The 14,951-nt window shown below is 38.0% G+C and carries 12 protein-coding genes, 1 tRNA gene and 3 pseudogenes; 5 read left to right on the top strand and 11 right to left on the bottom strand.

From position 1 onward, the window contains the following. Positions 1–42: 42 nt before the first annotated feature. Both ABLB98_RS06030 and ABLB98_RS06025 read right to left on the bottom strand, forming a co-directional pair. Complete coding sequence (locus ABLB98_RS06030; protein ID WP_004661814.1) at positions 43–276, bottom strand: hypothetical protein; 234 nt, start codon at positions 274–276, stop codon at positions 43–45. A gap of 188 nt (positions 277–464) precedes the next feature. Next, a tRNA-Met gene (locus ABLB98_RS06025) sits at positions 465–541 on the bottom strand. Positions 542–861: 320 nt separating this feature from the next. Between ABLB98_RS06025 and ruvC the strand changes: the two genes are divergently transcribed. Beyond that, positions 862–1,407: a crossover junction endodeoxyribonuclease RuvC gene (gene ruvC / locus ABLB98_RS06020; RefSeq protein ID WP_005159580.1), complete on the top strand. Its 546-nt coding sequence runs from the start codon at positions 862–864 to the stop codon at positions 1,405–1,407. On the opposite strand, the gene ABLB98_RS06015 is transcribed toward ruvC, so the two are convergent. Continuing rightward, positions 1,404–2,897, bottom strand: coding sequence for an NAD(P)H-hydrate dehydratase (locus ABLB98_RS06015; RefSeq protein WP_348883558.1), 1,494 nt, complete (start codon positions 2,895–2,897; stop codon positions 1,404–1,406). The genes ruvC and ABLB98_RS06015 overlap by 4 nt on opposite strands. Before the next feature lie 22 nt (positions 2,898–2,919). On the opposite strand from ABLB98_RS06015, the gene queG reads away from it, so the two are divergent. Beyond that, a complete protein-coding gene (gene queG / locus ABLB98_RS06010; protein ID WP_348883563.1) occupies positions 2,920–4,035 on the top strand; it encodes a tRNA epoxyqueuosine(34) reductase QueG in 1,116 nt (371 codons plus the stop codon). A gap of 87 nt (positions 4,036–4,122) precedes the next feature. Then, positions 4,123–5,112: a biotin synthase BioB gene (gene bioB, locus ABLB98_RS06005; protein ID WP_348883560.1), complete on the top strand. Its 990-nt coding sequence runs from the start codon at positions 4,123–4,125 to the stop codon at positions 5,110–5,112. A gap of 43 nt (positions 5,113–5,155) precedes the next feature. On the opposite strand, the gene ABLB98_RS06000 is transcribed toward bioB, so the two are convergent. Next, positions 5,156–5,368 carry a hypothetical protein gene (locus ABLB98_RS06000; protein WP_087547519.1) on the bottom strand — a complete coding sequence of 71 codons (213 nt, stop codon included), beginning with the start codon at positions 5,366–5,368 and terminating at the stop codon, positions 5,156–5,158. Between the two features lie 51 nt (positions 5,369–5,419). Further along, positions 5,420–6,065, bottom strand: a pseudogene (locus tag ABLB98_RS05995) (IS5 family transposase). Between the two features lie 440 nt (positions 6,066–6,505). Between ABLB98_RS05995 and ABLB98_RS05990 the strand changes: the two are divergent. Further along, positions 6,506–7,660 carry a catalase family protein gene (locus ABLB98_RS05990; protein ID WP_348883462.1) on the top strand — a complete coding sequence of 385 codons (1,155 nt, stop codon included), beginning with the start codon at positions 6,506–6,508 and terminating at the stop codon, positions 7,658–7,660. A 19-nt stretch (positions 7,661–7,679) separates the two neighbouring features. Here ABLB98_RS05990 and ABLB98_RS05985 read toward each other — a convergent pair. From ABLB98_RS05985 to ABLB98_RS05965, 5 genes and pseudogenes are all read right to left on the bottom strand, one after another. After that, positions 7,680–8,135: pseudogene (locus ABLB98_RS05985) on the bottom strand (IS3 family transposase); the annotation flags it as partial. 63 nt (positions 8,136–8,198) lie between these two features. Then, positions 8,199–9,074 (bottom strand): annotated as a pseudogene (locus tag ABLB98_RS05980) (class I SAM-dependent methyltransferase). Positions 9,075–9,168: 94 nt separating this feature from the next. After that, positions 9,169–10,689, bottom strand: coding sequence for an NAD(P)/FAD-dependent oxidoreductase (locus tag ABLB98_RS05975; protein ID WP_348883463.1), 1,521 nt, complete (start codon positions 10,687–10,689; stop codon positions 9,169–9,171). A gap of 83 nt (positions 10,690–10,772) precedes the next feature. Next, positions 10,773–11,600, bottom strand: coding sequence for an SDR family NAD(P)-dependent oxidoreductase (locus tag ABLB98_RS05970; protein ID WP_348883464.1), 828 nt, complete (start codon positions 11,598–11,600; stop codon positions 10,773–10,775). 62 nt (positions 11,601–11,662) lie between these two features. Then, entirely contained in the window at positions 11,663–12,607 is a 945-nt protein-coding gene (locus ABLB98_RS05965; RefSeq protein ID WP_348883465.1) for a metal-dependent hydrolase, read from the bottom strand. Between the two features lie 486 nt (positions 12,608–13,093). Here ABLB98_RS05965 and ABLB98_RS05960 point away from each other — a divergent pair, with 486 nt between their 5' ends. Next, complete coding sequence (locus ABLB98_RS05960) at positions 13,094–13,711, top strand: TetR/AcrR family transcriptional regulator (protein WP_348883467.1); 618 nt, start codon at positions 13,094–13,096, stop codon at positions 13,709–13,711. A gap of 54 nt (positions 13,712–13,765) precedes the next feature. Here ABLB98_RS05960 and ABLB98_RS05955 read toward each other — a convergent pair whose 3' ends face one another. Further along, positions 13,766–14,950, bottom strand: a complete 1,185-nt coding sequence (locus ABLB98_RS05955) for an OmpA family protein (RefSeq protein ID WP_348883468.1) — start codon at positions 14,948–14,950, stop codon at positions 13,766–13,768. Between the last annotated feature and the right edge of the window lies 1 nt (position 14,951).

The following is a 14,951-nucleotide window of genomic DNA, read 5'->3' as shown; positions in this document are numbered from 1 at the left end:
AATCTATCTTTAACCAATAGATACTTCAAGTGCGTAAATTATCTATATTAATCGATAAAGCTGATTAACATCGGTATAGAAGCTTTTCCCATCTAGATTAAAATCGACTTCTCGACCCGACTCTAGCTGGATTTTCTTTCCAACCTCTACCCATTTGAAACCATCCAACGTATTTTGTTGACGTTTCATCGGGATAATTTGCACACAAATTTCATTGCCATTGCTGGCTTTGGCTACACGCCATTCATTAATAATTTTCAAAACAAAATCACTCATTTCTGAGCTCAAGTGATCGATTTGGATTTACTATAACGCTAGATATATGGAGAGAGGTAAACTACAATTCTAGAATCTAATAATTTTTAGCTTTCTTTAGGGTTATTTCAGCTAACTTAATTGCCGTCTAATCTTTCAGATAACAACAACTCAATAATCACAGAGCTAATATTCAATTAACTTTAAAGTGGTAGCGGGAGCTGGATTTGAACCAACGACCTTCGGGTTATGAGCCCGACGAGCTACCAGACTGCTCCATCCCGCATCAACATCTTGATCAACATGTTTAATCAATGAGATGCTTTATACGCCCATATCCCCCACAATGCAATTTTTTTTTAGAAAAATCACATAATTTACTGCCTAACGCTCAAATTAAATACAAATTGATTAAAAACAAATCAAAATAAGCCTTATTAGTTGATCTATTCAAAAGAGACCGAATTTTGGAATATGTACTTAATAAAACTAACTCTGTTTAATAAATCCACTATTTTCTTATAATTCAAAATCCTACAAAAATATTATGCAGCGAAAAGCCTGCTATGTAACAATATCAACAATCTTTCATTTTTATAGTTCGACATGTCATTAATTATTGGTATTGATCCTGGTTCACGCTTAACAGGTTATGGAATTATCGAAAAAGATGGCAATAAACTACGTTTTGTCGATGCAGGAACCATTCGTACTGAAACTCAAGCAATGCCTGAACGACTAAAACGTATTTTTGCAGGTGTTGAACGTATTGTTAAATTCCACGGTCCTACTGAGGCTGCCGTGGAACAAGTTTTCATGGCGCAGAACCCTGATTCTGCTTTAAAACTTGGACAAGCTCGTGGTGCGGCAATTGCGGCATTGGTCAATTTAGACCTACAAGTCGCGGAATATACTGCTCGTCAAATCAAACAGTCAGTGGTAGGTTACGGCGCTGCTGAAAAAGAGCAAGTACAAATGATGGTAATGCGTTTATTGAACCTAAGCATTCAACCACAGGCTGATGCAGCCGATGCGTTAGCTGCTGCAATCTGTCATGCCCATGCTTCGGGAAGTATGAGCAAAATGGCAGTGTTAAATGCGCTCGGTGGTATGGCTCGTGGACGGAGTCGTTCAAGTAGTAGAAGGCGTTAGTTTTGTTGATTTACCACTGTGTAAATCATTTTGCCCATTTCTTGTGCTTGCAAACCCCTCATACCATTTTCAGCAAGTAAATCCCCTGCTTGCGCATGTAAGCTTACAATTTCATGTAATGCAATCTGCCTATGAAACTGAGCTTTTAAACTGGCAATCATACCTGCGAGCACATCCCCCATTCCTCCTGTACCCATTCCTGCATTGCCTTGGGTACAGATAAATAATTCAGTTTCTAAGACCAAGCTACCTGCCCCTTTAAGCACCCATTTTCCTGCATATTTTTGCTCTAGCTGATAAATTGCTGCAATACGATCTTGCTCAATGTCCGCAGCCGTACAACCCAATAAAGTTGCTACTTCACCTGAGTGCGGCGTTGCGTAGAGATGAGGATTCAATTTTTTCGGATGCTTTGCTAAAAACCAAAGCCCATCTGCATCCAATACCACTTCTAAATGCGAATTTTGGTTGAGTAAATTGAACCATTGCTGATAAATCTGCTCTGCCCATTGATCTCTCCCTAAGCCCATCCCGAAACAGACGGCATCAATTTGAGTTAATAGGTGTTGGATCAATTTTTGATCTAAGGCATTAATATCTCGCACCATAATATTCGGTGAACGCGCCAGAATAGCTTGATGATGTTTGGCATGACAGACCACACTGACTTTCCCCGCTCCAGCATGAAACGCAGCTTCAGCAGACATAATCACCGCTCCGCCCATATCCACATGACCACCAACGACAAGCACATGCCCATAACTTCCTTTATGTCCAAAAGCTTGGCGTTTCGGTAATACAATTTTTTCAGAGGATAGATATGCAAGTGGCTTTAATTCTGCATCAATTGGGATCAAGCTGACTAAATGTAGTTTCCCCACATATTCCTTGCCTTGCCCAGTGAACAACCCTGCCTTATAACCTAAAATTGTAAAGGTTTGATCTGCCTGCATTGCACAGGGTAAAGCCTGACCTGTATTAGCATGTAGACCGCTCGGAATATCGATAGCAATCTTTAAACCAATCTGTGAGTTAAATAAATGGATGATCGATTGCCATTTTTGATCCAGCATTCGATTGAGACCTATGCCAAACAGAGCATCAATATGACAATCAAAAGTTGGAATTTCTTGGTGATTCGCATTTTCCGACAATAAATAATCGATACTTTGAATATCAACTCGATTTAGCAGTGCATATTGTACGGCTTGTTTTAAATCTAAAGATTGACCGAGTTCAGCTGCATAAACCGTGATGTGAAATCCATGTTGCTTTAGAAAAGCAGCGATATAGTAACCGTCACCTGCGTTATTACCTTGTCCACACCAAATTGCGATCTTTTGAATTTTATTTTTATTAAATGCTTCAATTAACTGTTGTGAGATTGTCCAAGCGGCTTGTTGCATCAACCCTAAAGATGAATTTTGCTGCGCAATCCAACGCTGCTCCCATGCTTGAATGCTTTGGCTATGGTAAACTGAACGTTGCATGTTATCCCCTAATTATTGGTTTATGGCTTCAACCACATCCTCTGGAAAATCACTTGATAAAATTGAGCTTCAGCAGCTTGATCCTCAAGAACTTAAAACATGGATAAAAACTCAAGCTTTAGACTTGGGCTTTTCTGATTGTGTCATTGCCAAACCTGATGCTCAAGATCAAATGCCACGTTTTAAAGAATATTTAAAACGGGGTTACCATGCTGATATGCACTATTTAGAGGAAAACCTAGAAAAACGTGCTGATCCAACATTGCTTGTACCTGGAACTAAAAGCATTATTTGTGTGCGAATGAATTATCTTATGGCATCACCTAAGCCCCGTTATGTACCATTTGAACCAAATTCAGCCATTATTGCACGCTACGCGCGTGGACGTGACTATCATAAAGTCATGCGTGGTCGACTTAAAATTTTAGCCACTCGTATTAAAGAAAAAGTGGGCGATTTCGAATCACGCCCGTTTGCGGACTCAGCACCTATTTTTGAAAAATCACTTGCCGAAAGTGCAGGCATGGGATGGACAGGAAAACATACCTTACTCATTCATAAAAAATCAGGTTCTTTCTTCGTTTTGGGTGAGCTATTTACTTCGCTTGACCTCCCTTTTGATCAACCCGCAACAGCCCATTGTGGCTCATGTACTGCTTGCATCGACATTTGCCCAACACAAGCGATTGTTGAACCTTATATGTTGGATGCAAGGAAATGTATTGCTTACTTAACTATTGAATATAAAGGAATCATTCCTGAAGAGTTACGTTCAGGTATAGGTAATCGTATTTTTGGTTGTGATGACTGTCAGCTCATTTGCCCGTGGAACAGCTTTGCTAAAACTGCATCAATTCCAGACTTTGACCCAAGACATAGTTTAGATGACATTAGCTTGTTAGAGATCTGGCAATGGGATGAAGTAACTTTTCTTGCAAAAACAGAAGGTAGTCCAATTCGCCGCACAGGCTATCAATCCTTTAAACGGAATATTGCAATCGGCTTGGGAAATGCTCCATACTCGGCTGAAATCGTGAGCCAATTGCAAGAAGCAAAAGCTCTACACGATGAGATTGTCAATGTACATATTGAGTGGGCAATTCAACAACAATTGCAGCAAATAAACATACCTGAATAGAAAAATGATGTTTTTTGCCCTTTGGCTTTGGCACGATTTCTGTATGATTAATCTCAATGTTTGTAATCAATCATCATGGATATAACAATGACTTTACGTAATGACTGGACTCGTGATGAAATCCAAGCTTTATATGATCAACCTTTTCTAGACTTAGTATTCAAAGCACAAAGTGTTCATCGTGAGCATTTTCAGCCAAATACCATTCAAGTCAGCACACTGCTTTCAATCAAAACAGGTAAATGCCCAGAAGATTGTAAGTATTGCTCGCAATCTGCACATTACGACTCAAAACTAGAAGCAGAAAAGCGTATTGCAGTAGATAAAGTCATTCGTGAAGCTCAAACAGCAAAAGATTCTGGTTCTTCACGTTTCTGTATGGGCGCTGCTTGGCGCAATCCACACGAACGAGATATGCCCTATGTATTAGAAATGGTTCGTGAAGTAAAAGCACTCGGTTTAGAAACTTGTATGACTTTAGGTATGCTGAATCAGTCACAAGCTGAACGCTTAAAAGATGCAGGTTTAGATTATTACAACCATAACCTTGATACCTCTCGTGAATACTATTCACATATTATTAGTACGCGTACTTTTGATGATCGTTTAGATACATTAGATCATGTACGTCAAGCGGGTATGAAAGTATGTAGTGGTGGTATCGTTGGCTTAGGTGAAAGTCGTAATGACCGTATTGGTTTATTGCATGAGCTTGCAACCATGCCTGTTCACCCTGAATCTGTGCCAATCAACATGCTGGTTCCGATCGAAGGTACACCGCTTGCCGACGTTGAAAAACTGGATGTCACTGAGTGGATTCGTACAATTGCCGTTGCACGTATCATTATGCCACACAGTTACATTCGTTTATCTGCGGGTCGTGAGTCACTGAGTGATTCAGATCAAGCGCTTGCATTCATGGCAGGCGCAAACTCGCTTTTTTCTGGTGATAAGTTATTGACTACACCTAATGCTGGCGAAGGTAAAGACCAAATCCTATTTGCTAAATTAGGTTTAACCGCAGAAAAACCAAAACCAACTGTTGCTGAACTCTCTGTAGATGCTATGAGCGCATAAACAAAAAAGCCTTGTTATTTGACAAGGCTTTTTTTCGATCATATTAAATTGATGTCACTAAAATGCCGTATTTGGCATTTAAAAACATTCCTACCCGAATAATATCCACACCTGCTGCATGTGTGACTGACAACTCTTGAGTATGTACATCAAAATGGAAAGAATCAAAAATATCCTGATGCTGCATCAACCATAGAATGGTATCAGTCGTACTTTCATCTACCTTATAAGTTTCTGACTTAAAATCTTTACCCATACTATTCAAATATCTTTGCTTGATCTATTTATCATAAACGATCAATAGCTTTTATGCAGCTTGTAAAAAAACACTTAGCCAAAGGAGATTAATAGCAGAACTTTGATAATTTCTTTTGAGCTTGTCATATCGAGTAGCTATTCCTCTAAATTACTTTAATCAGCAAAACATATTTTCAACTAAGTGGTTCTGAATCATACCCTTTATCTGCGCATACCACTTTTGTCTCTTTTAAATCTAATATTGATATTAAATCAGGTGTAACTTTAACATCATGTGTGGTTCCATCGGTAATCATGAAATCAATAGGATTGCCATGTGCATCAACAATCAAATGTATTTTTGAGGAGTTACCTCCTACACTTTTAGAAATAGATTGATTCGCTATGCCGGCAGAATGTTGATGAGCACGTACATGAGAGCCATCAATAAAAATCCACTCCATATCGAGGCATGAGGCTAGTAATTTGAATAATCTAAGTATCTTACCGCTGCTTGAGCAACGATTAAAACGTTTGAAAATAGAGTTTGAATGACCAAAACAAGAAGGAATATCTCACCACGGACAGCCTTTTCTAATTCTATAGAGAATAGCTTCAATAAAATTGTGTAAATTTGAGTTGTGGTGAATGGATAAATTACGCAGAATAACTTTCAACTTTTGCCAGTGTTGATCTGTCAGCATGGTACGAGGCATAGCGAATAGTAAAATTGGGTTTGGAGATTTGATTTTACTACTTCGCTATTTTTTTAAGCTAAAAGTGTCAATACACCCTAATAAAATTATCAATACTTATGAAAATCGTCGTTACCTCCTATACAAGCAAGAACAAAGGTGGACCGACAACCCTTTTTGGCAAGCACATCAAACCGTAGCAAAACAACTTGATTATGCAGTTATGAACGAAGATTTTATGCGCATATTTTAAAAGTCAGACATAAACATCATCTATAAACACCCACATTTCGATAAAAGTTAAATATAAAATCAATAACTAAGAACAGCTTGTATTCTTACTCAAGTTTTGATGTAATAAAATACAAAATAGCAATAATTCCGATAACAACATCTTTTACCACACAGTGTATCGATCCATCGCACTCAACAATAGCTGCGATGGGATAAGGAGCAAGTAAATGTCAAGTTATATGCCATCGATACGTTTCAGTTTGTTGTTATTTGCCATGACTCCTATTTTGATAAACATAAGCGGTTGTTCTAACAACCTTCAGCAAAAAAAAACCATAACGAATATGCATCAACTTCCCTATCCAACCATTGATAGAGAACTCGGCGAAAAATTACAGCCTGATGAAGAAATAATAGCGAATCAAATTACAGAGCAAATTGTTCAATCAATTCGAAGTCAATACTCCTCTGGCAATGCATTGAGAGATGCGCACCCAAAAGCGCATGGCTGCGTACGTGCAGAGTTTCATGTATCAAAATCTATACCCAAAAACTTAGCCCAAGGAATTTTTGTTCCTGATAAGACCTATTCAGCATGGATTCGTTTTTCTAATGCTTCTGGTGATGCCACAAGAGCAGATGGTACAAAGGACGCGCGTGGTATGGCAATAAAATTGTTAGGTGTCCAAGGTAAAAAAATCTTGGAAAATGATGAACAAGCGCTGACTCAAGATTTTATCATGATCAACCACCCTGTATTTTTCGTAGATGAACCTTTACGTTATTTATCTTTTATAGAAGATACAAATAGCAAAAGTACTTTAAAAAAATTGCATATCCCTTTCGCATTAGGTTTTAAAGGAACACTCAACGCATTGGGAGCAAGCAATTCAAAAATATCGAATCCAGTTCAAGCTCGCTATTGGTCAATGGTTCCCTATCAATTAGGATTAGGTGCTGATCGTCAAGCAGTAAAGTATTCAGTAAGACCTTTCTCCCTAAGTACGGATACTATGCTTAATCAATCAGATCCTAACTTTTTGAGGGCAGCTCTACAAAATACCTTAAATAAGAAAGATGTATGTATGGAATTTCTTATACAACCAAGAACATCAAATAAAATGCTTGTAGAAACTTCGATGAATGAATGGAAAGAAGACAAGGCTCCTTTTTATAAAGTTGCAACCATTCATATTCCTCAACAGGTTTTTAGTACGCCTGATCAGAATAAATTTTGTGAAAACCTTTCATTTACGCCTTGGCATTCTCTACCTGAACATAAACCATTAGGTGCGATAAATAGATTACGTAAAGTAATATACGAAAATATAAGTATCGTCAGACATGAAATGAATTCTGCTCAGAGACAAGAGCCTAAATAGAAATGGGCTTTGTTTGATCCTACACAGTATTATGGACAGTCGGTCCCCTCAAAACTCTTAAAATGTTTCTGTTCAAAGGCTTCTGGGATTAACCAGCCGTTTGCGGAATGCCTTCTGACGCGATTGTAGTAAACTTCAATATATTCAAACAAGACAGAGTTTGCCTCTTTTTTTGTAGAAAATACACTGTCATGTACCACATGTCCTTTTGATGTATGAAAAAAACTTTCTGTTACTGCGTTATCCCAGCATGAGCAGTATACTGCGCAAGGCTGCGTGACATACTTTCAAGACAGTTATTCGTTAATAATAGTACTCTAAAATCACGACTGCAGTATTGACTGCCTTGGTCTGAATGGACCATGATATTCGTTGGATATAGAGGTGCAAGCGCATAATTAAATGTGTCAAACACCAATTGACGGTCTATTCGATGGCCGTTTTGTCAACCAACAATTCGACAACTAAATAAATTGGTGGTGTTTCAATAACCTAACTCTGCTCTAGCAAAGATGATAAAGCAGTTTGTGATGCCAACTTATACCTTTAAACGTAAATGCAACATATGTGTCGCTATGGTATGACGAATATGATCTGCCCGATTTTTAAAATATCGTTCGCTTAAACCATATCCCGACAGATCTTCAGCCACTTGATAGCCCATTTGATTTACAGCTTGATGTAAAGCTTTAGGTCTAAATTGTCCTATTAACGGCTCTTTTAAGAAACGTGTGAATTGAGAAACGAACATACTTCCAAAACGTTCTACTCCAGATAATTCACGATAATCAATTGAATAATCCATCACCACTTCACTTTTTGCAGCAGCAATACTGCTAATAATTTTTAAAGTATGGAGTGTCGTTTGCGGTTCAAGATAATGGGTTGTACCTAACCATGAGAAAAATGCAGGTTGATTTTGTTGAAAGCCACTTCGAGCTAAAGCATTGGCAATAGACTCTTTTTAAAAATCAATTGGCACAAATTCAACATTGGTCGGGATTTCTCCAAACTCTTTCAGCTTTTTTTGTTTTGCTGCCTGAGTATCAGGATGGTCCACTTCAAAAATTTTGAGATCAGGATAGTGTTGAGCTTGGCGTAAAATAAACGAATCCAACCCAGCCCCAACCAAGACATATTGTTGGATATCGTGTTGAATTGCTTGCTGCAAAGCATCTTCGGCATAACGTGAACGCCCAACCACCTGCCCTGTCAACAACCCCAAGCTTCGGTTAAACGTGGATGAGTTCATTACTTTAACGGTCAGTGGTGTCGTTAGTAATTTTTTCCAGCCCTGACTAGTCAACTCAAATGCAAACGGATCAGAAAATACTGGATTTTCAGCATTCTGAAAGTGATTTGCTCTTAATGCCGCCGCAGCCTCAGCCGTTCGGCTGGATTGTCCTTCTTTCATATCTTTTTCCCAAGTTCTTTATATTTGGCAAAAAATAAGCAGCAAATTCCATCCTAAGATAAAATTTACTGCCCTTTCACGATTTATTTAAAAATTAGTTGGTTTTTTCAGTCTGGTATGTCACTTGGTAATCATTCAAGTCCATACGTTTTAAACGTTGCTTCAACTTCTTCAACGACCACGGCCATGCAGCAAAGTTACGGCCATTTGCATCTAAATAATAACTCTTACAGCCACCCGCATTAAATACTGTGGTTTTAAGATGTTTTTGCACCAGCTCATTATGATGCTTGATCACTTCAGGCTTGATGTTCAACTTGGCAATGCCTTGGTCTCTGATTTTCAATAAACCATCAACAATATAATCCAGTTGCGCTTCTGCCAAACCAATGAATGAGTCATAGACCAGTATGTTTGGACCTAATACCAAGAATGCGTTTGGTACATTTTCAATACTTGTACCTAAATATGCTTCTGGAGAACTACTTTTCCATAAATCATTCAGGCATTCACCTTTCTCGTTTGAAACACGCTTACCAATAGGTGGATGTGAAACTTCAAAGCCTGTCCCCCAAATGATCACATCCACTTCATGACGTTCGCCATTGGCAGACACCACAGTATTGCCTTCAACCTTGACCAATCCATGTGGAATGAGTTTAGTATTTGGTTGTTGTAGGGCTGGATAATAGTTGTTAGCGAACAATAAACGCTTACAACCAATGGTAAAGTTTGGCGTTACATTTTTGCGTAATTCAGGATCCTCAATCTGGAAACGTAGAATCAGTTTCGCTAACTCACCAACAGGCTTTAATACCGCTGGATTACGCAAACCAAAGTTGATTGCATTCAATGATTGAGCAACCGCTTGACGCCAAGTTTTTTGAATCAATGGAAATTTTTCAATTAATTTTTTGCTGATATCACCCAAGTCAGTATCAGGCTTTGGTATCACCCACGGCGCAGTACGTTGGAATACATAGAGTTCTTTAGCTTTTGGCTGGATTTGTGGCACAAACTGAATGGCTGATGCGCCAGTTCCAATCACCGCAATACGTTTACCCGTTAGATCATAGTCATGATTCCATTTTGCTGAATGGAACATTTCACCCTTAAAGGTTTCCAGACCATCCAGTTTTGGAATTTGTGCCTCAGTAATTGGACCTGTGGCAAAAATCGCAGTACGCGACAAGAATTGCCCTTTATTGGTGTCCATCACCCATAAATTACGTTCATTGTCCCATTTAGCGCCCAACAACTCTGTACCGAATTCAATTTTCGAACTTACATTGAATTTTTCGCTAACTTCTTCTAAATAACTTAAGATCTCAGGCTGACGAGCAAATAAATGACTCCATTTAGCGCTTGGCGCAAATGAGTATGAATATAATGCTGATGGAACATCACAACCACAACCTGGATAGGTATTTTCACGCCATGTACCGCCGACACGCGTCGCTTTTTCAATAATCTTATAGTTTGTATAACCCACTTGATCCAGACGGATTGCAGTTGCAATACCTGAAATACCTGCACCTACGATAAATGTATCGTAAATGTGTGGAGGTAATGCTTTTTTGTCAGCAGAATTTAATTTTTTTGCTTGAGCTGTCATTAAAATTTCCTTTTATTTATTGCTCTGAAATAAGCGTATCTTTAATCTTATTTCAGTCATCAAAATCTTTTACCCGATAGGATTTAATTCATTAATCGGTACGATGTGCCCAAAAATTTTGCATATAAATTTGGTGCAGTACGTTTCATCAACCAGAATAATTTGGCATCAATTTGTGGGATGGTATAAAGCTCACCTTTGTCTAAACGATCCAATGTCAACTTTGCGACTTTATCACTGGTCGTAAACGCAAGATTGGTCAAGGCATAATCTAAAAGACCCTTATGTGGTACTTTGCCATTTTTGATGATATTGGTCGGGACCAACGTTGGACAAAGTACATTAACCTTAATGTTCGACTTTTTAAGTTCTGCTGACAGCGTTTCAGATAATGCTCGTACACCCGCTTTGGAAACGTTATAAACAGTCATCTCTGGTGCTGCGGTAAAGGATGCTGCTGAAGCAACATTAATGATTGCACCATGACCTAATTGTTTGAATTTCGGTACAAAAGCACGACAACCATAGATCACCCCCCATAGGTTGATATCCATACACCATTTCCAGTCTTCTGATGACATTTCATCAAACTTACCACCAAGACCAATACCTGCATTATTAATCACTAAAGTAACAGGGCTCCGCATCAATTGTTCAGCTTGCTCAGCCAATTGATTAACCTGCTCTTCTTTCGCAACATCACATTGCACCGCAAAGGCCTTTTCCCCTTGTGCTTCAATCAAAGCCACCGTTTCTTTTGCTGCATCCAGATTGATGTCTGAACACACCACTGTGCCGCCACGTTTTGCCAGTTCAAGGGCAAAGCTACGCCCAATGCCACTGCCTGCACCTGTCACCACAGCAAAGGCTTGTTGGCTTGGTTTATTTTTTTTCTTACCAAATAGTCTCATCGTAATTCCATAATTAACCAATGTATTGATCAATACAAATTTATTTCCATCTCAAAACTGTTTTAAGCAGCTTGCACTTTTGGCGTAAATTCCTTCACAAAAAATGGATGTAGTGCTCCACCTTCTGATAATAATTTCTTTTCGTAATATGCAAAATAAGCAGACGCATCATGATCATTTGGATGGAAATCTGGACGTAAATAATCAAAGATTCGTCCCTGTGTACTACCAAACACACCATCTTTTGGACTGAATACCAGTTTCACGCCACGTGCCGCATCTTTCCAGAATTTAGGAGTCGACATTTCATATGGTTTACGCAGTACAGGAACAAACAGCGTTGAGAATGGAATCAGACCTAAAATTGTCCCGTATGCCAAAAAGAAACCTGCAATACGCAAAGCATAATTACCATTTAATGTTTGATACACATCATAAGCGACATCTTTATGCTCAGACTCCTCTAACATATGCCACATCCAAAGCGCACGTGTTTTAGCGTCGTCAGAAAAATAGAAATTTTGCTCATGTGCCATCATGTATTCAGCTAATACAGCCGTAAAATGCTCAATCCCTGCCATTAAAGAAAGTTTTAATGGTTGTGGAAATTTTAAGAAGATATGATCAAAAAATTGCTCGCCCAAGAAACGATAAAGTCTCACTGGATAGCCAAGCTCAACAATTGCATCATTAAACTCATTATGAAGTTTTGAGTGAATCGCCTCCTGACCAATCAATGACGTCACACGCTGCCTTAAAATAGGATCTTTGAGTAAATCACGATGGTGACGTGCAGTTTCTATCACTAAATCTTCACCATAAGTCAGGAATACTGAAAGTGTCGCAAACTGATTATTCATATAAAACGAAAGATCAACCTGTTTGCCTTCAAACCCAATTGCCAGATGGCGGATTGGAATACTTTTTTTACTTGCAAAATCAATTTGCTCAGTTATCGGGTTAGATTTAAATAAACTTAAACCTTTCTTTAATGTGTTGCTAATCATGGCTACACCTACCTACTTCACTTGAGCGTCACTTGCCCTTTACATTCTTTGAATCAGGTTCATCTCTTTTCGTATAGCTACATATTCTTTGAGTTACGAAAAAACATTCGGGAGATTTTTGTGAACCTAATTTCCTACTAGAAACAATGTAAACCGATCTTACGTTCGGATTCAATTCGGGTAAAACAATCAATTTAATAAGGTAATGATCAACACAAAAAGTTAGACATATTTATTTAAAATTAAAATATCAAATTGACTAAATTTGAAATAATACAATATATATCAATTATTTATTTTATTTAAAATAATTTAAGTCATCTATATGTTTCATTGATATAAAAGAAATTATTATTTTTATTACACTGCATAACTTGATATTCAAAAGTATGTAATTTTGTTTGTTCGGATTATGTAGGCTGATCTTTTACTTCCATGTGGAGCATGCTAATCTGACATTATGTTCGGATTTATATAACAATATTTATGGCTACCCGTAAACCACGTCAAACTCGATCAAAAGTAACAGTAGATACGATTATTGAAGCAGGCTTTATCGCTGTTGCAACAAATGGTACGAGTGGAACCACAACACGTCACATCGCAGATATTGCAGGCGTCAGCGTCGGCTCTTTATACGAATATTTTAAAAATAAAGAAGAAATCTACGATGCAATGGCAAAATCATTTGTCAAAGAAGTTCTAGACATGGTTAAAGAACTAACACCTATTATAGTCGAAATGGAGTTAGAACCATTATTTGAAATGATTTTCTATACTTTCCGTGACTTACTTACCCGTGATAATGATCGTTATCTCATCTGTCTACGATATGCAACTGAACTTAAATATGAACGCTATATTGGGCAAATTGAAATGGCATTGATGGAAGTTCTGATGAAATACATGATGCACCACCCTAAATATTTGAAAGTGAGCAATTTGAGTGTTACGGCCTATATCAGTATCAATAGTAGTATTTTTAATGTAGCACGACATCTCATTTTGCCTAATCCACAAATTAGTTTCGATGAAATGGTCAAAGGCTTAAGTACGATGATTATTAGCTATATTGATGCAGAATTAGCTAAAGCTGAACGTTAAAAAAGAGCTTTAAAGCTCTCTTTTTAACGTACTTTCACTGTTTTCAACAGAGTGTTATTTTTCTACTTGGAGATCCTGACGTTGCTTGAAAGTTGATACCTCTTTACCTTCTGGATCAACATAGACTAACTCGACTCTACGACTTAATGCATGACCAAACTTCTGATTTTCATCGTTAATTGTTTGATTTTTACCTTTTGCCTCAACAGCAACTCGATCTAAATGAATCCCTTGTTGTTGAAGATATGCAAGCACACTCTGCGCTCGTCTCATGGAAAGTTTCAAATTATACTGTTCGCTTGCACGAGCATCAGTAAAACCATACAGAGTCAAGGTGTAGGTTGGATTGTCTTTTAAGAACGTTACAACTTGATTTAACACATCAATCGATTCTTTTGACAAGTTTGATTGATCTAAAGCAAAGTGAACGACATTTGGCGCATTTGATGGAACTTTAGCTACCAGTGGTTCAGTAACAACTTTCTGTTCAGGCGACCAAATTGGCCACTTCCCTTTCACTCCATGACAACCTTTAGCATCACCATTCAATTCTTGTAAAGATGGATAATTAATTTTAGGTAATTCTAATGTTGTTGCAGACTTGCACGCCGATGCTTTGAGATTTGATTGATCAATTAAACTTTGAGCGGATAGAAACAGTTCTCTTGAGTGTCTCCATCCAAGTTCACAATGTTCTGCTGCTGCCCAAACCAACATCACTTCTGCTTGAGCAATCTCAGCCTGAGCACATGAAAAACCTTCAGTTTGCTTTAATAATTCAGCATTTGCCCAAAGGTCTCTGCGCATGACACTTGAATCAGAAAGAATAGCCGTTGTCAGCGTAAACTTTTCAATTTGTCCTTGTTCTAAAGCATCAATAATATATTTTGCTTGTTGAAGTGCTTCAGTTCTCGCAGAACTTAGACTCTTTTCACTTCCTTCGTGGGCAGCGTAACTTAACCATGTTAAGGCTTTTATCGCTTGATAATATGCAATATTTTCAGATGGTTTTAAATAAGGTATCAGACGTGTTTGTAATGCCGCAACTTGCTTATCTTTAGGATTATAAGGCTTCTGTTGATTGACATCTTGTACCAAAGAACTAGATTGCTCTCCAACAATAATTTGCTCAGATGCAGACTCAGCAAATACAGAAGTGTTTACTGCAAGCAAACTAGCAGAAACCCCTATATAAAAATAAGAACACATTTTATATAAATTATTGTGAAGATATTTCATG

This window comes from Acinetobacter yuyunsongii (assembly GCF_041021915.1).
GTDB lineage: Bacteria > Pseudomonadota > Gammaproteobacteria > Pseudomonadales > Moraxellaceae > Acinetobacter.
This window is presented reverse-complemented; position numbering and strand designations above follow the sequence as displayed.

Coding starts and splice junctions, on each gene's coding strand:
- ABLB98_RS05975 (WP_348883463.1), bottom strand. CDS start 10,689: ATGACAGCTCAAGCAAAAAAATTAAATTCTGCTGACAAAAAAGCATTA.
- ABLB98_RS05955 (WP_348883468.1), bottom strand. CDS start 14,950: ATGAAATATCTTCACAATAATTTATATAAAATGTGTTCTTATTTTTAT.
- ABLB98_RS06015 (WP_348883558.1), bottom strand. CDS start 2,897: ATGCAACGTTCAGTTTACCATAGCCAAAGCATTCAAGCATGGGAGCAG.
- ABLB98_RS05970 (WP_348883464.1), bottom strand. CDS start 11,600: ATGAGACTATTTGGTAAGAAAAAAAATAAACCAAGCCAACAAGCCTTT.
- queG (WP_348883563.1), top strand. CDS start 2,920: ATGGCTTCAACCACATCCTCTGGAAAATCACTTGATAAAATTGAGCTT.
- bioB (WP_348883560.1), top strand. CDS start 4,123: ATGACTTTACGTAATGACTGGACTCGTGATGAAATCCAAGCTTTATAT.
- ABLB98_RS06030 (WP_004661814.1), bottom strand. CDS start 276: ATGAGTGATTTTGTTTTGAAAATTATTAATGAATGGCGTGTAGCCAAA.
- ABLB98_RS05990 (WP_348883462.1), top strand. CDS start 6,506: ATGTCAAGTTATATGCCATCGATACGTTTCAGTTTGTTGTTATTTGCC.
- ABLB98_RS06000 (WP_087547519.1), bottom strand. CDS start 5,368: ATGGGTAAAGATTTTAAGTCAGAAACTTATAAGGTAGATGAAAGTACG.
- ABLB98_RS05965 (WP_348883465.1), bottom strand. CDS start 12,607: ATGATTAGCAACACATTAAAGAAAGGTTTAAGTTTATTTAAATCTAAC.
- ruvC (WP_005159580.1), top strand. CDS start 862: ATGTCATTAATTATTGGTATTGATCCTGGTTCACGCTTAACAGGTTAT.
- ABLB98_RS05960 (WP_348883467.1), top strand. CDS start 13,094: ATGGCTACCCGTAAACCACGTCAAACTCGATCAAAAGTAACAGTAGAT.